This is a genomic window from Bradyrhizobium sp. AZCC 1577, assembly GCF_036924575.1.
In the GTDB taxonomy this organism is placed as follows: Bacteria; Pseudomonadota; Alphaproteobacteria; order Rhizobiales; family Xanthobacteraceae; genus Bradyrhizobium.
Genome location: NZ_JAZHRQ010000001.1, coordinates 286564 through 307523, shown reverse-complemented (window position 1 = coordinate 307523; position 20960 = coordinate 286564). Strand labels below are relative to the sequence as shown.

The following is a 20960-nucleotide window of genomic DNA, read 5'->3' as shown; positions in this document are numbered from 1 at the left end:
TTTGTCGCGGGCCGGTTGGATCGCAAGGCATGGCTAGCACCTTCGTTGCGGCGTTCGAGATCCTGAGTTTTGGCGCGATCATCGTGCTGGTCGTGCTCGGGCTCGGGATCATCGCCAGCATGATGGGGATATTCAACTTCGCGCAGGGCGAGTTTGTCCTGCTCGGCGCTTACGTTACCTATCTGGCGCATAGCCGCGGGATTCCGATCTGGGTGGGCATGGCGGCTGCGCCATTCATCGTTGGCGGCCTCGGCTTCGTGCTGGAGGCGCTCATCATCCGGCGCTTCTATGCCGCGCCCATCGTGGCGATGCTTGGCACCTATGCGCTCGGCCTGATCATCCGCGAAAGCGTGCGCGGCCTGATCGGCGGTTTCTATCTGACCGTGCCGGAGCCGATCGGCGGCTCGATCGATATCGGCACGATGCACATTTCGACGTGGCGCTTCACGATCATCGTCATCACGCTGCTGGTGATGGGCGGCTGCTATCTATTGCTGTCGCGGACCAGCTTCGGCCTTCGCGTGCGCGCGACGTTGGAAAATCCGGCGCTGGCGCGGGTGTCGGGAATCTCGACGCCCCTGATCTACGGCGCCACGTTTGCCTTCGGCGCCGCGCTGGCGGGGCTTGCTGGCGCGTTGATCGTGCCCGTGTTCAGCTTGTTCGCCGACCTCGGTATCCGGTTCCTGATTCAGGGCTTTGTCGCCGTCATGGTCGGCGGCGTCGGATCGTTTATCGGGCCGGTCGCCGGAGCCGGCTTGATCGGAACGCTCAGCGCGGCGCTACCCTGGGTCATGGCGCCCGTGGTCGCCGACGTTCTCGTCTTCGTACTCGCCATCGTCTTCATCAAATTCCGGCCGCAAGGCCTCATCGCTGGAAAAGGGGTTTAGTCGCATGTTTGCCGATCGCCTTGATTTGACGCGCCGTCGTTTCCTCAGCGGCTTTGCTTTCACGACCGGCGCGATTGCGACCGGGATCGGTAGCTGGGTGGTCAGGCCCGACTGGGCCAATGCCGCCGAAGGCCCGATCAAGGTCGGCATCGCAACCGACCTGACCGGCCCGATCGCTTATGCCGGCAATGCTGACGCCAATGTCGCCAAGATGGTCATCAAGCAGATCAACGCTGCCGGCGGCCTGCTCGGCCGGCCGCTCGAGCTCTACATCGAGGACACCGCCTCCAACGAATCGGTCGCCGTCGGCAACGTTCGCAAGCTGATCCAGCGCGACAAGGTCGACATGGTGCTCGGCGGCATCACCAGTTCGATGCGCAACGCGATTAAGGATCCGATCGTGGCGCGCGGCAAGACGCTGTACATCTATCCGCAGCTTTACGAGGGCAAGGAATGCACGGCCAATCTATTCTGCACCGGCCCGACTCCGGCGCAGCAATGCGACGAGTTCATACCCTGGCTGATCAAGAACGGCGGCAAGAAGTTTGCGCTGCCAAGCGCGAACTATGTCTGGCCGCACACGCTCAACGTCTATGCACGCAAGGTGATTGAATCCAGCGGTGGCGAGGTCGTGTTCGAGGAGTACTACCCGCTCGACCAGGTCGACTTCTCAGCCACCGTCAACCGCATCATCTCCAACAAGGTCGATGTCGTCTTTAACACTGTAATCCCTCCCGGTGTCGGTCCGTTCTTCAAGCAGCTCTACGAGGCTGGCTTCCTGAAGAATGGGGGACGGCTGGCCTGCGTGTACTATGACGAGAATACGCTCAACATCAATCAGGCCAGCGAGATCGAGGGTCTTGCAAGCTGCCTTGACTACTTCAAGGCGCTGACCAAGGACGATCCGGTCAGCGCCAAGATCCAGGCGGCCTACGAGAAGGATTTCCCCGGCAATTTCCTGTTCGCCGCCGGCAGCGCGGCGACCGGCACCTATCGCGGGCTGAAGCTATGGGAAGCGGCGGTCAAGGAAGCCGGCAAGATCGACCGCGATGCGGTGGCCGCGGCGCTCGATCATGCCAAGATCGCGGAAGGCCCGGGCGGACCGGCCGAGATGGTGCCGGGCAAGCGGCACTGCAAGATGAAGATGTATACCGCTGTTGCCAAAGGCGGGAACTATGAGATCGTGGGCCGCAGCGACGGCCTCGTCGATCCCAAGGAGTGCTGAGTGATCCATGGGTGCAGCAAAGCAGGCCCTTCGCGCAACGTGAGTCGGGGGCCCGACGTTTCGATGGCTGACGGTGGATTGGATCAAGCATTGCCGGCGCGACTGGCGGCGGGACGGAAGGTGCTCCCGATCGTGGAAGGGGCGGTGCTGATCGCTGCGCTGATCCTGCCGCTGGTTCTGCAGGACTACCTCACGGTGTTCGCTACCCGCGTCATTATTCTGGCCCTGTTCGCGCTCTCGTTCGATCTGGTGTGGGGATATGCCGGCATCATGAGCTTCGGTCAGGCGCTGTTCTTCGGGTCGGCCGGTTATGGCGTTGCACTGATGGCGCGCGACCTCAACATCACCTCGATCTTTCTCGTACTGCCGGCGGGAACGCTGATCGGGCTCACCACCTCGCTGCTGCTCGGTGGCTTTCTGCTGCTCGGCCGGCATCCTTCCAGCGTGATCTTCGTTGCACTCGGTACCCTGACCGGATCCTACGCGGCCGACCGCCTGGCGCGCGGCTGGTACTATCTCGGCGGACAGAACGGCATTCCCTCGATTCCGTCGATGTCGCTCGGTAACTACGACGTTACCGAAGGACCGGTCTATTACTATTTCGCGCTCGGCACTCTGGTTGTCGTCTATCTGCTGTGCCGCTTCCTGGTGCGCTCGCAGTTCGGCCTGGCACTGGCGGGGCTTCGCGAGAACGAGCAGCGCATCGCCTTCTTCGGATACAAGGCGCAACACCTGAAGGCGATTGTTTTCGCCGTGGGCGGCACCATCGCAGGCCTTGCAGGTAGTCTCTACGCATTTCACGAGGGCTTCGTCTGGCCCAATATGGTCGGCGTGGTAATCTCGACGCAGGTCGTGCTTTACGTTTTATTCGGCGGATCGGGCACATTGATCGGCGCGGTTATCGGCGCCGTTATCATCGAGGGCGTCAGCTTCTGGCTGTCGGACAATTATCGCGACATCTGGCCTATCCTTCTCGGCGTGTTGCTGCTGCTGGTGATCCTGTTCCGCCCGCTCGGGCTGATCAGCTTCGTGCTCGGCGAACGCGAGCGCGTCGGCAGTTTTGGGGCGGGACCGAAGGAGAAGCGCAATGCCGCTCCTTGAGGCGACCGGCATCGTCAAGGTGTTTGGCAAGCTCACCGCGCTCGATGGTGCCGCGCTGACGATAGGCGAAAACGAGTTTCACGGCCTGATCGGGCCGAACGGCTCGGGAAAAAGCACCCTGATGAAGTGCGTCGCAGGCGCCGAGGTGCCGACCCAAGGCAAGGTCACCTTCATCAACCGCGATATCACCCAGTTGTCGCCGACCGAGCGAGCCCGCGCCGGCATGAGCCTGAAATTCCAGATCACTAGCGTGCTGCCGACACTGACGCTGTACGACAACATCCTGCTGGCGCTGCAGGCGCAATCCTCGCTGTTCGATCTGGTGTTCTCGCGCACGCGCGGCGTGCTGCACGATCAGGTAATGATGATGCTGAGCCAGTTCCGCCTCGCCGATCGCGCGCATGATGCTGCCGCGGCGCTGTCGCACGGGCAGCAGCAATGGCTGGAAATCGCTATGGCGCTCGCAGCCAAGCCGCGGCTGCTGCTGCTGGACGAGCCGACCGGCGGCATGAGCCTGGAAGAACGCCGCGTCACCGGCGAACTCCTGCAGCCTATCAAGCAGCATTGTTCGCTTGTGATCGTCGAACACGATCTGGATTTCATCCGCGATATCTGCGACCGCCTGACCGTGATCGACCAGGGTCGTGTGCTCGCGTCCGGAACGGTCGCCGAGATCCAGGTCAACAAGAGCGTCCAGGAGATTTATCTACGTCGTGCCTGAACAGACATTTCTCGACGTACGACATCTCGAAGCCGGTTATGGCCGCAGCCAGGTCCTGTTCGATGTCAACATCGGCATTCCCTGGCGTGGCGGCGTCGCGGTGCTCGGCCGTAACGGAGCCGGCAAGACCACACTGATGAAGACGATCGTCGGCGAGCTTGCGAGCTCGAATGGCGAATTGTTTTTCGACGGCCGTGACATCACCCGGCGCCGGACCGAGGAGCGGGTCCGCTCGGGCATCGGCTACGTGCCCCAGGAACATTCGGTGTTCGCTCGGCTCTCGGTGCGCGACAATCTCGCAGTCGGCTCGCTGTTCAACGTTGATCCGACGGCGGTCGATCGGGTCCTGAGCATCTTCCCGAAGCTCGGGCGGCGGCTCGACCAGCCGGCCGGCACGCTGTCGGGCGGCGAGCGCAAGATGCTGGCGATCGGACGCGCGATGCTTGGCAATCCCAAATTGCTGCTGCTGGACGAGCCGACCGAAGGCGTGTGGGTCGGTGTGATCGAGGAGATCACCGAGCGGCTCATCGAGTTGGCCAAGCAGATCGCGATCGTCATCGTCGAGCAGCATCTCGATCTCGCGCTGCGCGTCGCCGATTATGCCTATGTGCTCGATCGCGGCAGGGTGGCGCTGCAAGGCGCTGCTGGCGAGGTGCGGAACGATCCGGAATTGTTGCGCTATCTCGCACCGTAGCGTCCGCCGAAGGCGCATCGGCGTCGATGGCTGATCCGGCTATGAAAGTGTTGCCGCGCCTTACTTCACCGCCCCGAAGCGGCTGTCGAACGAGTTCGTGGACATGATCGGTGCAGAGCCTGCGACTTGATTGTCCTTGGCGGCAGGTGCCGGGCCATCCGACACTGACGGTTTCAGCGGCGGGCGGCTGGCGGCGGCGTGTTTGACGTCGGGCTTCGCTGCCGTCGTCTTCGGCGCAGCGGCTTCAGGACGCGGCGGCTGCTTGGCCTCGGTCGCCGCCTTCGGCTTGGACGGTGGCGTGCTGGCGGTGGCGTCGGCTGCGCCGCCCAGGCCAACCTTGCGGGCGAGGCTGGAGAAGAAACCGTCATTCTGCTCAGTCGGCGGCGCCGCATTGGCGACCCGCGTCGAAGTCGGGGCAGAGGCAGGAGCAGCAGCCGGTACTGCGGCCAGTTTCGGCTGCTCCGGCGGACCCATCAGCAAGTTTTCGGACGGAGCTTTGGGCGGATTGACGTGGGAGGGAACGGTGCCTGGCGCGCGTGCCATCAGCGACAGGCTTGAGCCGTCGCCGGGCTCCGAAAGCCCGGTGCTGCCTTCGGGGACGCGGGCGGCGAACACCTTGTGCATGCCGCCGTCGATGCCGGTGTTGATCCGCGCCATCGGCGTTCCCTTTGCGATCAGCCGCGCGGTCTCGGCAATATCGGTCGCCTGCTTCTCGCGCACGGCGTCGGCGATTTCATCTGATATCGCATAGGCGGGACACTTGGAGGATGCCTCGAACACCGGGTCCTTGGTGGCGCCCGGCGGCTTGACCGCATCGAACACGTATTTCTTTTCGCAGAAATCGACCTTCGGCTCCTGCCGCGTCACCTCGAAATGATCATTGCCTTCCTTGATCATTTTCCAGAACGGCATGTGCGGGTTGTTGCGGTGCTTGGCCATATTGGCCGGCGTCATCCGGAACGGGTAGGCCTGCAACTGGAACGACTTCTGGCCGCCAAAGAAGGATTCGCGGCCCAGCGAATAGATTTCCGCAATCTGCTCGTCGGTCATCGCGTAGCAGCCGCGCGAGGAGCAGTCGCCATGCACCATCAACTGCGAGCCGGTGCGTCCCAATGCTTTGTCGAACGCATTGGGATAGCCGGTGTTGAAGGAGAGGTAATAGGCCGACTGCGGGTTCATCTGCGCCGGCGAGATCGAGTAGAAGCCTTCCGGCGCCTGGCGGTCGCCTTCGCGAACCTTTGGGCCGAGATCGCCCGACCAGCGGCAGATCGGATACGTCTTCAACAGCGCGAAACGGCCGGAGCGGTCCTGCTTCCAGACCTCCAATTCGGCTTCCTGCTTGAACAGCCGGACCAGGATCGGGGACTGCAGGTCCATGTCCTTCGCCGTCATGTCGGCGATCAGTTTTGGCGGGACTGGCTGGTTGGCCTTGGCGTTGTTGGCCAGTGAGATGCCGTCACTGTTGCAGCCGGCCATCAACACGCCTGCGCCCACGAGGACAGCCGACGTGACGAGCGCGCGAACCAGCGAGCGGTTAATCAAAGGCTAAGCTCCACACCCACCGGGCATTCTCGCACCCCAAATCAACAGCGACATGCCCTGAAGCCATTGTCTAAAATACTACCCATTGCCCCCCTGCGCCGCAACCCGAACGACGCCATCCAGCGGCTGCCGCGGCAGGCATGGTCAACAAAAACTAAAGACTGGGCTCGGGGCCTAATTGCGGCCGAATCATGCGCGCTGGCGAAAATAATGGCCGTTTAGAGGTCGTTAATCCATTGGGGCGAGTAGGCTCGAGCGAACTTACCGAGGCGGCGTAGACACGGACGAAGCGATCAGCCGAGCTTGCGGCCGATATCGAGGAATTTCTGCCGCCGATGCCGGCGGACAGCATCCGCGTCGAGATTGCGGAGATCATTGAAGGCCTCCGCGATGGCATCGCCGGTGGCCGAGATCATGGCGGCAGAATCGCGATGGGCGCCGCCGGCGGGCTCTTTCAGGATCTGGTCGATCACGCCGAATCGCAGCATGTCCTGCGCGGTGATCTTCATGCTGGTGGCAGCTTCCTGCGCCTTGGTGCCGTCGCGCCACAGGATCGAGGAGGCCGCCTCCGGCGAGATCACGCTGTAGATCGCGTGTTCGAACATCAAGACCTTATTCGCGGTGGTGATGGCGATCGCGCCGCCGGACATGCCTTCGCCGGTGACGATTGCGACATTGGGTACGCCGAGCGACAGGCAGGCGTCGGTGGAGCGCGCGATGGCTTCCGCCTGGCCGCGTTCCTCGGCGCCGATGCCAGGATAGGCGCCGGCGGAATCGACGATCGACAGCACGGGAATGCCGAAACGATCGGCCAGCTCCATCAGCCGCACGGCCTTGCGATAGCCTTCAGGCCGGGCCATGCCGAAATTATGCTTGATGCGACCCTCGGTCGAGGCGCCCTTTTCCTGGCCGACGACGCAGATGCTCTCGCCGCGGAAGCGGCCGAAGCCACCCATCAGGGCCTCGTCCTCGCCGAATTTGCGGTCGCCGGCCATCGGCGTGAAGTCCGTGATCAGCGCATTGACGAAATCGGTGAAGTGCGGGCGCTGCGGATGGCGTGCCACCAGCGTCTTCTGCCACGGCGTCAAATTGGCGTAGAGATCGGCCAGCGCCTGGGACGCCTTGTCCTCGATGCGCGCAATCTCGTCGCCGATGTCGCTGCCGGACGCCGCCAGCGCGCGCAATTCGTCGATCTTGGACTCGAGTTCGGCGACTGGTTTTTCGAAGTCGAGATAGCTGCGCATCTGTTCCGGCATCAAGACAATATAGGTAACAACGCGCTGTGAGGCGAAGCGGTTTTCGATTCACCCCAGGAAAGCACGCATCTTCAATGATTTAGCGCATATCTCGGTCCGGATAACCCGGTTTGCCGAAAGCGCGCCAAACAAGGCCACGGGCGGGATGGCTGTTTCGGGGGAGAAGCCGCGGAAGTCAAGGCGGGAGTTCATTTACCTGTCATCCCTGTGTTTCGCAGGGACGACTACGACTTCTCCGCCAGCGGATGCAGGTCGCGCACCAGGCTCTTCAGCCGTTCCTCGACCACATGGGTATAGATTTGCGTGGTCGAGATGTCAGTGTGGCCGAGCAGGGTCTGCACGATGCGCAGGTCCGCGCCGTTATGCAGCAAATGGCTGGCAAAGGCGTGGCGCAGCACGTGCGGCGAGACCAGCCGCGGCGCCAGGCCTGCCGCCGCTGCCAGTTCCTTCAAGTCGCGCGCAAAGTGCTGGCGCGTCAGATGGCCGCTCTCGCCGAAGGAGGGAAACAGCCACTTCGATACGGCGGCGTTTTTCTTCTTCTCGGGCCTGAGCGCTTCCATGGCGGCGAGGTAATCTGCCATCGCCTGCCTTGAGGCTTCGTTGAGCGGCACCAGCCGTTCCTTGTTGCCCTTGCCGCGCACCATGATCATGCGGGCATCGCGCCGTGCGGCCGATAGCGGCAGCGCCACCAGCTCCGAGACGCGCAAGCCGGTGGCGTAGAGCACTTCCAGCAGGCAATACAGCCGCATCGCGCGCAGCCGCTGTTGCGGCGAGGCGTTCTCGGCCTCGGTCAATTGCTTGGCTCGCGTCAGCATGCGGTCGACATCCGATATCGACAGCACCTTCGGCAGCCCGCGGCCGCGCTTCGGGCCGGACAGGATCGCCGCCGGATCATCGGTGCGGATGCGCTCGTTGAGCAGGAAGCGGAACAGATGCCGCATCGCCGACAGCCGCCTCGCCACGCTGGAGGATTTGAAGCCGCGGGTGTCGAGATCGGCGAGGTAGTCGCGCAGCACGTCGGTCCCGGCACGGGTAAAGTTCTGGCCGGCTTGCCCGAGAAATTCGGAGAAATCTGTGAGGTCGCGCCGATATGCGTCGAGCGTATTGTCGCCCGCCCCCTGTTCCGCCGCGAGCATGTCGAGGAACAGGTTGATCAGTTTCGCGTCGGAGGGTGTCGTGCGCATTCGCTATGATACCGCATGATCCGGGCAGGACGGAGGCTTTTCAAACACGCGCCTGGACGCAGCGTTCGGAAGGCCAGACCGTTTTCAAGCGAAGTGGACACCGGTTCGCGTTAAGAAAATGCGTCAAAGCAGCCCGGTTCTGATTCAATCAGAACCGAAAGTCTCTAGGACATTTGACTGATCGCCGTGGCCTGCGACCAGACGACCATCCACCGCCCGTCGCGATATTCGTAAGTGTCGGTGTGCCAGTATTCGCCGGGTGCGACCTGGTGGCCACCGAACACGATCTCGAGCCTGGCGCGATACCGGATCACGGCATGGCCCTTGTGCTGCCGCACGGCGATAGGTCCGGGTTCCCACATGAGATATTTGATCTGGCCGCTCGTGATCGCACCCAGATATTCGTCCTTGGATAGCGGCATTCCGATCGGCGTAATCAACTGGAACTCCGACGCATGAAGCGGCCCTGCCGCCTCCATGTCGCCGGCGACGAGGGCGCGAAGCCGGGACCGTTCGGCGTTGCGGATGTGCTCGGCTTCCGGCGAGCCGTCCATGTCGGTGGTGTGCGTTGGCATCGGTGTTGTCCAATTCTGTAAGGGGAGGATTAGAATGCGTTGCGACGGCGCAACCTGCGGGTTGACCCTGATTGCGCGAGTAACGGGGCTGCCGCTCTACGCCTTGGTGATCAGGCCATAGTCGATCAGGCTTTGTGCGCTGGCGCGAATGCAGTCCTCGTCGGGCCGCGGTCTCCAGTTCAGCACGCGATGCGCCTTGGCCGCGCTTACGCTGAGGTCGCGATCGAGTTCATGAATGATCATGCGCGAACGCGGGCTAAACGGAGCCATTGCCCTCACCATCCAGTTCGGCACTTCGCCGCCGGGCAAATCGGGAGCATAGGCTGGGAACGATTTTGCCAGCACGGCGGCCAGTTCTCTCAACCAGAAAAATCCTCCGCCGATGATGAAGCGCTGGCCGGAGGCATCCGGACAGGTCATGGCGCGGATATGGGCATCGGCCGCATCACGCACGTCCACGACCGCGAAGCCGAAGCGCGGGACGCGCTTCAGCTTGCCGCTCATCATTTGCTGGATCAGCCCGACCGATGTGCCGTATTGCGGACTAAGCAGCGGACCGAAGATCATGCCCGGGTTGATGACGGCCAGATCGAGTCCGGTCTCCTTGGCAAAGGTCCACGCCGCCTGTTCGGCCAGCGTTTTCGACCTGTAGTAAGGCGTGGCCCGCGCGCTGGTCGGATTAGTCCAGTCGCTCTCGGTATAGGGAGCCTGACCGTTGCCATGATTGGTAGCGGCGATCGAGGATGTCAGCACCACACGCGCGACACCGGCATGATGGGCCGCGCGCAGCACTCGTAGCGCGCCGTCTCGCGCGGTCTCGATCAATTCTTCCGCGTCCCTTGGCAGGCCCGCCGGGAACGGCGAGGCGGCGTGGATGACATAGCGGCACCCATCTACCGCGGCATCCCAACTGGCATCGGAGCAAAGATCGGCCTGAACAAAGCTGAGCGCCTCGGCGTGAGCGGGCGCGGCGACACCAAGCTGGCTCCTGATCCGGTCACAGGCGGTAAGGCTACGGACGGTGCCGCGAACGCGACAGCCGCTCGCCAGCAATTGCCTCGCGATATGTCCGCCGAGAAATCCGCCGATGCCGGTGACGAGCACCGTGGCGGCGGCCGCGGGATCATTCAACTTGTTAGGCATGTCGATTCGATCCTTTAGGGCTACCGATGGCCGTTAGACAGGTGGACAGTTGTTGTCTAATCGTCTTTTGACGGATTAGACAAATGCTGTCAATCTGTCTCGGATGAATCAGAGCGACCAAAAATCTGAGGCTATTCTCGACGCGGCGCTCCCGGTCTTTGTCCGTCACGGTTTTCGCAAGACGTCTATGGCCGACATCGCGCGCGCCGCGGGCATGTCTCGCGCGGCGCTCTATCTAAGCTTCAACAGCAAAGAAGAACTGTTTCGGGCGGGGTCGGCGCGGGCGCACGCCCGGGCGATGCGAAAGGTGGAAGCCGCGCTCGCTGGTGACGGCGATGTTTTCAGTCGGATTGAGGCGGCAATTGCCGCCTTCCAGCGCGAGTTAATCGCGCCTTTCACCGGCAGCGGCGACGCGGCGGAACTGTTCGAAACAAACATGGCGTTGGCCCGAGACGTCACGCTGGCGGCGCGCGCCGAGTTGGTGGCCCTCCTTGCCCAAGCGCTAACCAATGCGCAGGCGACAGGTGCGATCACCTTGGATGCTCTGCATGCCACGCCTGCCGATGTAGCCGCCATCATTGTTGCGGCCATGGAGGGTATCAAGGACGCGCAAGTGGCGGGCCACGATCTGCTCGAAGATACGCGGCTGTTCCTGCGTCTACTGCGCAAAGCGCTGAGTCGCTAACTTGCTATCTCTTGAGGAACTTGTCTGCGGGAATGGTAACCGTCATTTCCCGGGGGCTTGGATTGACGAAATTCGCCAGCGCGAAAACCACGCCATAGATCACCCCGGCTATCACGCCGACGACCGTCAGAAAGCGGAACAAGCTGGGCATAGGGGGCTCAGGGCGGCGAATTAACCAATGAAATCATCCAACATGTTCCCTTCGCCGTGGCAAGAGTCTCTGGCAACTGCGTCAGTCGGGGTAGTATAGGTGTCACGAAGCGGTGGAAATCCGCAAAACCACAGAGCTTTTTGATGTCCGAGACCGTCGCACCGGCCCAGGCGAGCGCCCCCCAGGAGGCCGACATTATGTCGGCCCTGGGACGGCGTTCGGTTGTGCTGGTTGGCATGATGGGGGCCGGCAAGTCGACCATCGGCCGCCGGCTGGCGGCGCGGCTGCGGCTGCCATTTCTCGACGCCGATATCGAGATCGAGGCGGCCGCCGGGATGTCGATTCCGGATATTTTCGAAACCCACGGCGAGCCACATTTCCGGGACGGCGAGGCGCGGGTGATTGCGCGGCTGCTCGACAGCGGCCCCGCCGTGATCGCCACCGGCGGCGGCGCCTTCATGCGCGAGGACACCCGCAATCGCATCCGCGACAAGGCGGTCTCGATCTGGCTCAAGGCGGACGTCGACGTCATCATGAAGCGCGTGAGGCGCCGCGCCGACCGGCCGCTGCTGCAGACCGAGGATCCGACTGCCACCGTCAGCCGTCTGCTCGAAGCGCGCGAGCCGGTCTACCGGAGCGCCGACGTGACCATTCTGTCTCGCGACGTGCCGCACGACCGAATCGTCGACGAATGCATCGAGGCCCTGCGCGCCCGGCTGTGTGCCGGCGCCCCGGCCGCCCAGCCAACAACCGACGGGATGAACGTCACGCCATGACTGCGCCGCTGAAACATTCCGCCGACATCACGGTCGACGTCGCCCTCGGCGACCGCGCCTATGACATCGTGATCGGCCGCGGCGTGCTGGGTACGCTCGGCGCGCGCGTTGCTGCGCTGCGTCCTGGCGTGCGAACCGCCATCGTCACCGACAGCACCGTCGCAAAGCACTGGTTGGAGCAAACCGAGCGCTCGCTTACCGAAGCTGGCATCCCGATGTCACGCGTGATCGTCGAGGAAGGCGAGGTGTCAAAGACCTATGCCGGTCTCGAAAAGGTCTCCGAAGCGCTGATCGCGGCGAAGATCGAGCGCAACGATCTGGTGATCGCGCTCGGCGGCGGCGTGGTCGGCGATCTCGCCGGTTTCGCGGCGGCGATCCTGCGCCGCGGTGTCGATTTCGTGCAGGTGCCGACCTCGCTTTTGGCCCAGGTCGATTCCTCGGTCGGCGGCAAGACCGGCATCAATTCGCCGCAGGGCAAGAATTTGCTTGGCGCGTTTCATCAGCCGGTGCTGGTGATCGCCGATACGTCGGTGCTCGACACGCTGTCGCCGCGCCAGTTCCGCGCCGGCTACGCCGAGGTCGCCAAATATGGCGTGCTCGGCGATGAAGCCTTTTTCACCTGGCTCGAAGCCAACCATGCCGACATCTTCTCCGGTGGCGCGGCGCGCGAGCACGCGATTGCAACCTCCTGCCGCGCCAAGGCCGCGATCGTCTCCCGCGACGAGCGCGAAAATGGCGAGCGCGCGCTGCTCAATCTCGGCCACACCTTCGGCCATGCGCTGGAGGCCGCGACCGGCTTTTCCGACCGCCTGTTCCACGGCGAGGGCGTCTCCGTCGGCATGGTGCTGGCGGCGGAGTTTTCAGCGAAACTCGGCATGATCTCCGAGGTCGAGGTCACCCGGGTCGAACGCCATCTTGCTTCCGTTGGCCTGCCGACCCATTTGCAGGACATCGCAGGCTTCGCCCAGGAAGGGCTGGCCGATGCCGACGCCCTGATGGCGCTGATGGCGCAGGACAAGAAGGTCAAGCGCGGCAAGCTGACCTTCATCCTGCTGCAGGCGATCGGCCGCGCGGTGGTTGCAAACGACGTCGAGCCGGCGCTGGTTCGCGATTTCCTGCAACAGAAGTTGTCGGGATGACGGGATTATCGGGCGGCTTGACGCAAGCGTTGCGCGGGGCCGGGGCCGTCACGAGGAACATATGAGTTCGACCGCGTTCAATCTGCTGCTCGCGATCTTGCTGCTCGCCGCCAACGCGTTTTACGTGGCCGCCGAGTTCGCGCTGGTCAAGAGCCGCGGGTTTCGCATCAAGGCGATGGTCGAGCAGGACCGGTTCGGCGCGCACTTGCTGCATGGCATGATGGGCAATATCGAGGCCTATCTCGCCTGCTGCCAGCTCGGCATCACCATGGCTTCCCTCGGCCTCGGCTGGGTCGGCGAGCCCACCGTCTCGGCGCTGCTCGAACCGCTGCTCGTTCCGCTCGGAATGTCGGAACGTACGCTGCACTTCGTCTCGTTCCTGGCGGGCTTTTTGGTGTTCTCCTCGCTGCACATCGTGATCGGCGAGCAGGTGCCGAAGACATTTGCGATCCGCCAGCCGACGCCGGTCTCGCAATGGATCGCGTACCCGCTCTATTTGTCCTATCTGGTGTTCTACCCGCTGAACTGGCTGCTCAACGCCGCCTCCCGCGGGATCCTGCGCATGTTCGGCGTCAAGGAATCCTCCCAGCACGAGATCCTCACCGATTCCGAGATCGAGGGGCTGGTGGAGGAATCGGCCGTGCACGGCGGCATCGAAAGCGGCGAGGCCGAGTACATCCACAACGTCTTCCGCTTCGGCGATCTCGCCGTATCTGATGTCATGGTCCACCGCACCGCGATGGTGATGATCAACGCCGACCTGCCGCCGGACGAACTGGTGCGCGAGGTGCTGGCGACCGAATACACCCGCATCCCCCTGTGGCGCGACAAGCCGGAGAACATCATCGGCGTGCTGCACGCCAAGGACCTGCTGCGCGCGATCCGTGCGTCCGAAGGCGACACCTCGCGCATCGACGTTTCGGCGATCATGCTGCCGCCCTGGTTCGTGCCGGAGATGCGGCCCCTGTCCGAACAGTTGAAGGCGTTCCGCCGCCGCAAAACCCACTTCGCGCTCGTCGTCGACGAATATGGCGAGGTCGAAGGCATGGTGACGCTGGAAGACGTTCTGGAAGAGATCGTCGGCGACATTTCCGACGAGCATGACGTCGTGGTTGCCGGCGTCCGCGTCCAGGCCGACGGCTCCGTCGTGGTGGATGGCTCCGTGCCGATCCGCGACCTCAATCGCGCCATGAACTGGGATCTGCCCTACGAGGAGGCGACGACGGTCGCCGGCCTCGTGATTCACGAGGCGCGCTCGATCCCCGAACGCGGCCAGAATTTTACCTTCCACGGCTGCCGTTTCCGCGTGCTGCGCCGCGAGCGCAACCGTATCACGGCGCTAAAGATCACGCCGCTGCCGCGCGAAACCGACGCGGAGTATCCGAAGCCGAAGCGGGCAGGGACGGCGTTCTGAACGTCGGCGCCATAACGGCGTCAGCTATTCAATATCGATGGTGACGCCGCTGAGCTTCCATTGGCCGTCGGAGGGAATGAAGCCGAGCTGGTACTTCACCTTTTTCGGCGTGGTGTCGAAGCGGCCCTTCAGGCGCAGCACGCCCTTGTCATCGATCTTTGCGTCCTCCTCCGGAATGACCGGGCTGGCGACGATCGCGTCGAACACGGCGTGCTTCTCGACCAGGTCCTTGAAGACAGCCCGCAGCTTGTCGGGCGGAAACTGATCGCGGAACGGCTTTGAAATCTTGGCGTGCAGGACCGTGAAATTGTCCGATGCCACCGCGTCGTTGAGCGTCACGAGAATGCTCTTGATCAGCACTTCCTGGACAAAGGGGCTCGGCATGTCCAGCGCGTGTGCCTTGGTTGACGAGACTGCAACCAGGACTATCACGGCCACGGCCCATCTGAAGCGTACCCAATGCTGCATCGGACGACCCTATCGAGCGGCGATGGGATTGGGGCCGCTACGGCCCGGTTCGGATGGAACTGCGCCCATCGCCCTGGCAGTCAACAGATAGATCAAAACGGTTGTGCCGTCTGCGCGATCTTGAGCAAAAGCCACAGGTCTTCGGCCTGTCGGCGCACTTCAAGATCGGGTTGGGTTCTTCAGCCCTGACCTTCCCGGGGCGCCTGCGCCTTGATGGCGAGTGCATGGACGGAGCCCTTGAGTTCCGCGTCAAGCGCCGTGTTTACCATGCGGTGGCGTTCAACGCGGCTCTTCCCTTCGAAGGCCGGAGACACAATATAAACCCTGAAATGCGTCTCGCCTCCAGGCCTGTGGCCGGCGTGGCCCTCATGCAGATGAGATTCGTCCGCGACGTCGAGGCTTTCCGGCAAGAAAGCTTCACGCAACTTGTTTATGATAATGTCCCTGGTGCTCATGATGGTGGCAGATAATTCTGTGTCGGCTTCCGGTCAATGGCGCATCCGAATAGAGGTATTCGCAATGTCAAGACTTGAAGCCTTGCGCATTGCGTAGTCAAAGTCAGCCATGCCGATTGATTCATCCAAGTTCTTCGATTCCATTCGCATCAAGCCCAACAAGCTGAGTGCGAAGCAGCAGGCGCAGGCGCGCGAGGAAGCCGCCATGTGCGAGTGGGCGGGCTGCCAGAACAAGGGCCCGCACCGGGCGCCCAAGGGCCGGGAGAATTCCCGCGAGTACTGGCACTTCTGTCTCAACCATGTGCGCGAATACAACCAGTCCTACAATTTCTTCCAGGGGATGAACGCCGATGCCGTCGCGCGCTACCAGAAGGATGCGCTGACCGGCCATCGCCCGACCTGGAAGATGGGCGCCAACACCGCCGGCAAGAAGGGCAAGCAGCCCAGCGCCGAGGACTTTGACGGCGCCGCCGATCCGTTCAGCATGTTCTCCGAGCTCAACGGCCGCGGCCGCTGGCGACCCGGCCCGGGCGCGCAGGCCAAGGCCGAGACGCGCAAGGTGATGAACGCCGAGCGCAAGGCGCTGCAGGTGATGGGGCTTTCCGCCGAGGCAACGCTCGATGACGTCAAGGCCAAGTACAAGGCGCTGGTCAAGCAGCACCATCCCGACGCCAATGGCGGCGACCGCTCCACCGAGGACCGCCTGATCGAGATCATCAAGGCGTATAATTATTTGAAGACGGTGGTACGGGCGTAGCGCGCTATTCATCGTCGCCCCTGCGAACGCAGGGGCCCATAACCACCGGCACTAATCGATAGAGAAAGCTGTCTACCCGTATGCCCTATCCACGGGCCGCGGCGTATGGGTCCCTGCGTTCGCACTAGTGGATGCACACATGTTGCAGTGCGATTCAGGCTTCATATGCAATTTTAGAATCGAAGATGCGAGCTCATCGAAATTTTGGAATCGAGGCTGGCGTTTTCGCGCAAGATCGGAATCCAGCGCTTCGGTGGGGTGGAGAGCGCGCGCAGCAAAACTACGTCGCAACACTTGAGAAGTGCAAAAACCCTTGGCTTTTCATGAGTATTTGCGGCGCAACAAGTGTGCATGCCCTAGTGCGTTCGCAGGGACGACAGCGGAGATTTTGGCTCCGCTGCTGCCTTGTACGAAGTTTTGGTCCCGCTCACCCTGGCATCGGCCCGACATACGCCGAACTCGGCCGGATCAGCCGGCCGCCACGCTGCTGCTCGCGGGCATGCGCGGTCCAGCCTGCGGCGCGCGCCACCGCAAAGATCGGCGTAAACGCCTGTCGCGGAATTTTCAGCGCGTCGAGCAGGATTGCGGTGAAGAATTCCACATTGGTGTCGAGCGGGCGGTCGGGGTTTTTCCGCCGCAATGCGTCGCGGATGTAGGCCTCGACCTCGCCCGCGAACGGCAGATCGGTGCCGCCTCCTGCGAGCCGCTCGATCGCGCGCTTGAGCACGTCTGCGCGCGGGTCGCGGACGCGATAGACGCGGTGGCCGAATCCCATCAACCGCTCGCCGCGGGCCAGTGCGCTGTCGACCCACGGCTTGATGCGCTCGGTCGAGCCGATCGCATCCAGCATCTCCAGCACCGGCTCAGGGGCGCCGCCATGCAATGGCCCGGTCAGGGCGCAATAGCCGGCCGTGACGGCTGCGAACAAATCCGCTTGCGTCGAGGCTACGACGCGCGTCGTGAAGGTCGACGCGTTCATGCCGTGGTCGCACACCGTGACGAAGTAGGTGTCCAGCGCGGTGATCTCGCGCGGTTCGGCTTTGCGGCCGCGCAGCATCGACAGCGTGTCGGCGGCATGGCCAATGGTCGGGTCGGGCGCGATCGGGTCCTCGCCTTTGGCCCGCTGCAGCAGCGCGCCGGCAATCACAGGCAACGCGCCGACGATGGTCGCCTCGTGCTCAAGTCCGTTTTCGCCGCGCAGGCCGGCAACGGCTGCGCGAAAGCCGTCGACAATCGACATGCCACGCGTTGCCGGCAGCAATTCGGGTAGCCGAGCGAATGAGCGTTCCCGTGCCGCGCCGAGCCTTGAGCGCACATTGGCTTCGTTGAGCGAGGTTCCCATTGCGGCGTTCCACAGCCGCGCGGTGACGCCTTCGAAACTCGACTTGCCCGCGAGGTCGCCGACCCGTTCGCCGGCGATGATCAGTTCGCCGCGCTCGCCGTCGACATGGCTGAGGACGGTTTCGGCGGCCGGAATGCCGTCGAGGCCGATCGGGGTCTTGGAAATCTGCATGTTCATGAGGGCTCTCCTTTGCCTCCTGCAAAGGTCGGGTCCCTCGACAACTTGATCAATCTTGATTATGTAAATCAATATGAAAAAATCCTCCGGCCTTTACCTCTCGGCCCGCGAGGCCTCCGCCGAACTCGCGATCTCCCAGGCAACCCTCTACGCCTATGTGAGCCGTGGCTTGATCCGGTCGGAACCAGCGGAGGATTCTCGCAGCCACCGCTACCGGGCCGAGGACGTCCGCACGCTGAAAGAGCGGCGCGCGCCGTCGCCGGAGCCGCGCGGCCTGCGCAGCTTCGACGCCGATCTGCCGGTCATGGACTCAGCCGTCGCAACCATCACCGAGGACGGCGCGATCTATCGCGGTGTCAACTGCATCGATCTCGCCGAGCGCGACACGCTCGAACATGCCGCGACGCTGTTGTGGGATGTGACGGGCGTCGATCCCTTCGATCAGAACAATTGTCCCGTTGTGTCGGACGAAATGCGCGCAGTGGCCGAGGCCGCACGTGGGGCTAATGCGATCGATCGCGCCATCGCCGTGCTGGCGCTCGCCGCCAGGGCTGACCCGCGGGCCTTCACCCGCGCCGACGAAGAGCGCGCGATGCTGGGTGGCCGCATCATGCGCCTCGTGGTCGCGACCATGCTGAACGCCAAATTCTCGGCAAAGCCGCTTCACTTGCAGATCGCACGCGCCTGGGCGCCGGAGCACAAGCACGCGGCCGATCTGATCCGCCGCGCGCTGGTGCTGCTGGCCGATCATGAGCTGAATGCCTCGACCTTCACGGTGCGCTGCGCGGCCTCGACCGGGCTAAATCTCTACGATGCCATGATCGCCGGTCTCGTCGCGCTGAAAGGCCCGAAGCACGGCGGCGCCGGCGTGCTGGCGGCGCAGCTTCTGAAGACGCTTGCCAGTGGCGAGGTCGCCCCCGTCATCCGCGAGCGCGTCGCGCTCGGCGAACGCTTCGCGGGCTTTGGTCATGGGGTCTATAAGCATGGCGATCCCCGTGCGTGGGCGCTCTTGGAGGCGTTGGCACGCTCGGGCGCGGACCGCAAGTTTACCCACGAAATCCCGGAGCGGATCGCCGAAGCGACCGGCGAGTTCGTCAATATCGACTATGCCCTTGCGGTGCTGGTGCACACACTCGGCCTGCCGACCGGCCATGAACTGGTGTTGTTTTCCATGGCGCGAACGGTCGGATGGATCGCGCATGCCTGCGAGCAATTGCGTCATGGCCGGCTGATCCGGCCCCGCGCGCGCTATGTCGGCCCCGCACCGGGACGGAGCCCCGTCCGCGCCTGACGGCGGCGCAGCGTCCAGACGCCGAGCGCGATGATCGCCGCCGCGAACACGGCCAGAATCCACAGATGCTTGCCGGTGTGTTGGTGATGCGGCAGACCGGCATATTCATGTAACGCCGAGACCGCGAGCACGCCTGGCAGTACATGTGCCAAAGCCCAGGCGAGTACCGCGGGAATATTGACGCCGAAGAAAACTGCCGGCGACATCCCGAGCGCGCCGGCCGTGACCGGTACGAAGGCGCGGATCGGCGGCACAAAGCGCGCGAACAACACCGCCAGCGTTCCCCAGCGGTGGAAGAACGTCTCGCTCTGCGCCATCACGCCTGGATATTTCGACATCGGCCAGGCGCCCAGAATTTCGCGTTGCGAGCGATGGCCGGCCCAGAACGCCGAGCCGTCGCCGAGTATGGCGCCGGCGATCGCGGCCGCCAGCACGCCCCACAGCTTCAGTTCGCCGCCGGGCACCAGCGCACTCAGCGCAAGGATGATGGTCGAGCCCGGCACCAGCGCGCCTGCGACCGGGATCGCTTCCAAAAAGGCCCGCCAGAAATAGCGTCAGGTAGGCCAGCCACGGATGGGCCGATACGACTGCAATCACGGGATCGAGGAATGAAGTCACAACCTTGCTGTCCGATAGGTGGGCTGAACTCAGAGCTACCAAGCCCGGGCAGGGGTTGAAAGTGCCGGTTATGCGCTTGGCGGGTGGCCAAGGCGGCAAAAGTGCGGCGTGATTCGCAGAGCAGCCCTCCAAAAACCTGAGAGATGGCTTATCTCAATGATAAGGCAATGGAACTTTGATTGCGCCGCGGGCTTCTGCCGGCCCCTGCTCTCTGCTAGGTTCGCGTTAGCCCCCATCCGCAGCCATTCGACAGATCTGGTTTCGGGAACGCCCGGGACCTCGGAGGATTGATGACGACCGCCGCCATGAGCAAAGTTTCGGAGCCCGTCGGACTGCCCGACATGAAGGTGTCGGTCCGGCAGGTTTTCGGTATCGACAGCGACCTCGAAGTGCCGGCCTATTCCGAAGTCGACCCGCATGTGCCGGAAGTGGATTCGGACTACCGCTTCGACCGCGCCACCACCCTCGCGATTCTCGCCGGTTTCGCCAAGAACCGCCGCGTCATGGTCACCGGCTACCACGGCACCGGCAAATCGACCCATATCGAGCAGGTCGCCGCAAGGCTGAACTGGCCGTGCGTGCGCGTCAACCTGGACAGCCACATCAGCCGTATCGATCTGGTCGGCAAGGACTCGATCGTCATCAAGGACGGCAAGCAGGTCACCGAATTCCGCGACGGCATCCTGCCCTGGGCGCTGCAGCACAACATCGCGCTGGTGTTCGACGAATACGACGCCGGCCGCCCCGACGTGATGTTCGTGATCCAGCGCGTGCTGGAAGTCTCCGGCCGCCTGACTCTGTTGGACCAGAACAAAGTGATCAAGCCGCACCCGGCGTTCCGCCTGTTTTCGACCGCCAACACGGTCGGCCTCGGCGACACCTCGGGCCTCTATCACGGCACCCAGCAGATCAACCAGGGCCAGATGGACCGCTGGTCGATCGTCACCACGCTGAACTATCTGGCGCATGACGAGGAAGTCGAGATCGTGCTGGCCAAGGCGCATCACTACCGCACCCAGGAAGGTCGCGATATCGTCAACAAGATGGTGCGGCTGGCCGATCTCACCCGTAACGCATTCGCCAATGGCGATTTGTCGACGGTGATGAGCCCGCGCACCGTGATCACCTGGGCCGAGAACTCCGACATCTTCGGCGATATCGGCTTCGCGTTCCGCGTCACCTTCCTCAACAAGTGTGACGAACTGGAGCGGCCGCTGGTGGCCGAATTCTATCAGCGCTGCTTCAACCAGGAGCTGCCCGAGAGTTCGGTGAACGTGGCGCTTTCGTAGCTGTCGTTCCCGCGAAAGCGGAACCCATACGCCGAGGACTTTCGATGGAAGGATGCTGCCAACGTCGGGT

Annotated in this window: 21 protein-coding genes and 1 pseudogene; 12 read left to right on the top strand and 10 right to left on the bottom strand. The window is 63.2% G+C overall.

Annotation, left to right across the window (positions count from 1 at the left end; genetic code table 11):
• The first annotated feature begins 29 nt into the window (after positions 1–29).
• The 5 genes from V1278_RS01415 (at position 30) to V1278_RS01395 (ending at position 4628) form a co-directional block, all read left to right on the top strand.
• A complete protein-coding gene (locus V1278_RS01415) occupies positions 30–887 on the top strand; it encodes a branched-chain amino acid ABC transporter permease (protein WP_334379462.1) in 858 nt (285 codons plus the stop codon).
• 4 nt (positions 888–891) lie between these two features.
• Complete coding sequence (locus tag V1278_RS01410; RefSeq protein WP_334366098.1) at positions 892–2112, top strand: substrate-binding protein; 1221 nt, start codon at positions 892–894, stop codon at positions 2110–2112.
• A gap of 63 nt (positions 2113–2175) precedes the next feature.
• The gene (locus V1278_RS01405) at positions 2176–3213 is read left to right on the top strand and encodes a branched-chain amino acid ABC transporter permease (protein WP_334379461.1); all 1038 of its coding nucleotides are present in this window, start codon (positions 2176–2178) and stop codon (positions 3211–3213) included.
• A complete protein-coding gene (locus tag V1278_RS01400) occupies positions 3200–3934 on the top strand; it encodes an ABC transporter ATP-binding protein (protein ID WP_334379460.1) in 735 nt (244 codons plus the stop codon). Before V1278_RS01405 ends, V1278_RS01400 begins: the two co-directional genes overlap by 14 nt.
• On the top strand, positions 3927–4628 hold the full coding sequence (locus tag V1278_RS01395) for a branched-chain amino acid ABC transporter ATP-binding protein (protein WP_334379459.1): 702 nt from the start codon (positions 3927–3929) through the stop codon (positions 4626–4628). Before V1278_RS01400 ends, V1278_RS01395 begins: the two co-directional genes overlap by 8 nt.
• A 60-nt stretch (positions 4629–4688) precedes the next feature.
• Here the strand turns inward: V1278_RS01395 and V1278_RS01390 are convergent, their stop codons facing one another.
• The 5 genes from V1278_RS01390 to V1278_RS01370 all read right to left on the bottom strand — a co-directional run bounded on the left by V1278_RS01390 (position 4689) and on the right by V1278_RS01370 (position 10328).
• Positions 4689–6170, bottom strand: coding sequence for a murein L,D-transpeptidase family protein (locus V1278_RS01390; RefSeq protein WP_334379458.1), 1482 nt, complete (start codon positions 6168–6170; stop codon positions 4689–4691).
• 293 nt (positions 6171–6463) lie between these two features.
• Positions 6464–7426 carry an acetyl-CoA carboxylase carboxyltransferase subunit alpha gene (locus V1278_RS01385; RefSeq protein WP_334366103.1) on the bottom strand — a complete coding sequence of 321 codons (963 nt, stop codon included), beginning with the start codon at positions 7424–7426 and terminating at the stop codon, positions 6464–6466.
• A 224-nt stretch (positions 7427–7650) separates the two neighbouring features.
• A complete protein-coding gene (gene xerD, locus V1278_RS01380; RefSeq protein WP_334379457.1) occupies positions 7651–8610 on the bottom strand; it encodes a site-specific tyrosine recombinase XerD in 960 nt (319 codons plus the stop codon).
• 164 nt (positions 8611–8774) lie between these two features.
• Entirely contained in the window at positions 8775–9185 is a 411-nt protein-coding gene (locus tag V1278_RS01375; RefSeq protein WP_334366105.1) for a nuclear transport factor 2 family protein, read from the bottom strand.
• Between the two features lie 96 nt (positions 9186–9281).
• Positions 9282–10328, bottom strand: coding sequence for an SDR family oxidoreductase (locus V1278_RS01370; protein ID WP_334379456.1), 1047 nt, complete (start codon positions 10326–10328; stop codon positions 9282–9284).
• A gap of 103 nt (positions 10329–10431) precedes the next feature.
• Between V1278_RS01370 and V1278_RS01365 the strand changes: the two genes are divergently transcribed.
• A complete protein-coding gene (locus V1278_RS01365; RefSeq protein ID WP_334366107.1) occupies positions 10432–11013 on the top strand; it encodes a TetR/AcrR family transcriptional regulator in 582 nt (193 codons plus the stop codon).
• 4 nt (positions 11014–11017) lie between these two features.
• On the opposite strand, the gene V1278_RS01360 is transcribed toward V1278_RS01365, so the two are convergent.
• Positions 11018–11164: a histidine kinase gene (locus V1278_RS01360; RefSeq protein ID WP_334366108.1), complete on the bottom strand. Its 147-nt coding sequence runs from the start codon at positions 11162–11164 to the stop codon at positions 11018–11020.
• A 143-nt stretch (positions 11165–11307) separates the two neighbouring features.
• Here V1278_RS01360 and V1278_RS01355 point away from each other — a divergent pair, with 143 nt between their 5' ends.
• The 3 genes from V1278_RS01355 (at position 11308) to V1278_RS01345 (ending at position 14493) form a co-directional block, all read left to right on the top strand.
• The gene (locus tag V1278_RS01355; RefSeq protein ID WP_334366109.1) at positions 11308–11940 is read left to right on the top strand and encodes a shikimate kinase; all 633 of its coding nucleotides are present in this window, start codon (positions 11308–11310) and stop codon (positions 11938–11940) included.
• The gene (aroB, locus tag V1278_RS01350; RefSeq protein WP_334379455.1) at positions 11937–13079 is read left to right on the top strand and encodes a 3-dehydroquinate synthase; all 1143 of its coding nucleotides are present in this window, start codon (positions 11937–11939) and stop codon (positions 13077–13079) included. Before V1278_RS01355 ends, aroB begins: the two co-directional genes overlap by 4 nt.
• Before the next feature lie 61 nt (positions 13080–13140).
• Positions 13141–14493 carry a hemolysin family protein gene (locus V1278_RS01345; protein WP_334379453.1) on the top strand — a complete coding sequence of 451 codons (1353 nt, stop codon included), beginning with the start codon at positions 13141–13143 and terminating at the stop codon, positions 14491–14493.
• Positions 14494–14517: 24 nt separating this feature from the next.
• Here V1278_RS01345 and V1278_RS01340 read toward each other — a convergent pair whose 3' ends face one another.
• Positions 14518–14931 carry a hypothetical protein gene (locus tag V1278_RS01340; RefSeq protein ID WP_334379452.1) on the bottom strand — a complete coding sequence of 138 codons (414 nt, stop codon included), beginning with the start codon at positions 14929–14931 and terminating at the stop codon, positions 14518–14520.
• 209 nt (positions 14932–15140) lie between these two features.
• Positions 15141–15416, bottom strand: coding sequence for a BolA family protein (locus tag V1278_RS01335; protein ID WP_334366113.1), 276 nt, complete (start codon positions 15414–15416; stop codon positions 15141–15143).
• A gap of 109 nt (positions 15417–15525) precedes the next feature.
• On the opposite strand from V1278_RS01335, the gene V1278_RS01330 reads away from it, so the two are divergent.
• Positions 15526–16173 carry a J domain-containing protein gene (locus V1278_RS01330; RefSeq protein WP_065746619.1) on the top strand — a complete coding sequence of 216 codons (648 nt, stop codon included), beginning with the start codon at positions 15526–15528 and terminating at the stop codon, positions 16171–16173.
• A gap of 427 nt (positions 16174–16600) precedes the next feature.
• On the opposite strand, the gene V1278_RS01325 is transcribed toward V1278_RS01330, so the two are convergent.
• Positions 16601–17692 (bottom strand): citrate synthase/methylcitrate synthase, encoded by a 1092-nt coding sequence (locus V1278_RS01325; protein ID WP_334366114.1) that lies wholly within the window; start codon positions 17690–17692, stop codon positions 16601–16603.
• A 73-nt stretch (positions 17693–17765) separates the two neighbouring features.
• Between V1278_RS01325 and V1278_RS01320 the strand changes: the two genes are divergently transcribed.
• Positions 17766–18983, top strand: coding sequence for a citrate synthase family protein (locus V1278_RS01320; RefSeq protein ID WP_334366115.1), 1218 nt, complete (start codon positions 17766–17768; stop codon positions 18981–18983).
• On the opposite strand, the pseudogene V1278_RS01315 reads toward V1278_RS01320, so the two are convergent.
• Positions 18941–19601: pseudogene (locus V1278_RS01315) on the bottom strand (DedA family protein). The gene V1278_RS01320 and the pseudogene V1278_RS01315 sit on opposite strands and share 43 nt — an antisense overlap.
• A gap of 290 nt (positions 19602–19891) precedes the next feature.
• On the opposite strand from V1278_RS01315, the gene cobS reads away from it, so the two are divergent.
• A complete protein-coding gene (cobS, locus tag V1278_RS01310) occupies positions 19892–20890 on the top strand; it encodes a cobaltochelatase subunit CobS (RefSeq protein ID WP_065746623.1) in 999 nt (332 codons plus the stop codon).
• Positions 20891–20960 lie beyond the last annotated feature (70 nt).

Excerpts from the sequence above, each read along its gene's own strand:
- V1278_RS01415 (WP_334379462.1), top strand. The coding sequence starts at position 30 with ATGGCTAGCACCTTCGTTGCGGCGTTCGAGATCCTGAGTTTTGGCGCG.
- V1278_RS01410 (WP_334366098.1), top strand. The coding sequence starts at position 892 with ATGTTTGCCGATCGCCTTGATTTGACGCGCCGTCGTTTCCTCAGCGGC.
- V1278_RS01405 (WP_334379461.1), top strand. The coding sequence starts at position 2,176 with ATGGCTGACGGTGGATTGGATCAAGCATTGCCGGCGCGACTGGCGGCG.
- V1278_RS01400 (WP_334379460.1), top strand. The coding sequence starts at position 3,200 with ATGCCGCTCCTTGAGGCGACCGGCATCGTCAAGGTGTTTGGCAAGCTC.
- V1278_RS01385 (WP_334366103.1), bottom strand. The coding sequence starts at position 7,426 with ATGCCGGAACAGATGCGCAGCTATCTCGACTTCGAAAAACCAGTCGCC.
- xerD (WP_334379457.1), bottom strand. The coding sequence starts at position 8,610 with ATGCGCACGACACCCTCCGACGCGAAACTGATCAACCTGTTCCTCGAC.
- V1278_RS01375 (WP_334366105.1), bottom strand. The coding sequence starts at position 9,185 with ATGCCAACGCACACCACCGACATGGACGGCTCGCCGGAAGCCGAGCAC.
- V1278_RS01370 (WP_334379456.1), bottom strand. The coding sequence starts at position 10,328 with ATGCCTAACAAGTTGAATGATCCCGCGGCCGCCGCCACGGTGCTCGTC.
- V1278_RS01365 (WP_334366107.1), top strand. The coding sequence starts at position 10,432 with ATGAATCAGAGCGACCAAAAATCTGAGGCTATTCTCGACGCGGCGCTC.
- V1278_RS01360 (WP_334366108.1), bottom strand. The coding sequence starts at position 11,164 with ATGCCCAGCTTGTTCCGCTTTCTGACGGTCGTCGGCGTGATAGCCGGG.
- V1278_RS01355 (WP_334366109.1), top strand. The coding sequence starts at position 11,308 with ATGTCCGAGACCGTCGCACCGGCCCAGGCGAGCGCCCCCCAGGAGGCC.
- aroB (WP_334379455.1), top strand. The coding sequence starts at position 11,937 with ATGACTGCGCCGCTGAAACATTCCGCCGACATCACGGTCGACGTCGCC.
- V1278_RS01345 (WP_334379453.1), top strand. The coding sequence starts at position 13,141 with ATGAGTTCGACCGCGTTCAATCTGCTGCTCGCGATCTTGCTGCTCGCC.
- V1278_RS01335 (WP_334366113.1), bottom strand. The coding sequence starts at position 15,416 with ATGAGCACCAGGGACATTATCATAAACAAGTTGCGTGAAGCTTTCTTG.
- V1278_RS01330 (WP_065746619.1), top strand. The coding sequence starts at position 15,526 with ATGCCGATTGATTCATCCAAGTTCTTCGATTCCATTCGCATCAAGCCC.
- V1278_RS01325 (WP_334366114.1), bottom strand. The coding sequence starts at position 17,692 with ATGAACATGCAGATTTCCAAGACCCCGATCGGCCTCGACGGCATTCCG.
- V1278_RS01320 (WP_334366115.1), top strand. The coding sequence starts at position 17,766 with ATGAAAAAATCCTCCGGCCTTTACCTCTCGGCCCGCGAGGCCTCCGCC.
- cobS (WP_065746623.1), top strand. The coding sequence starts at position 19,892 with ATGACGACCGCCGCCATGAGCAAAGTTTCGGAGCCCGTCGGACTGCCC.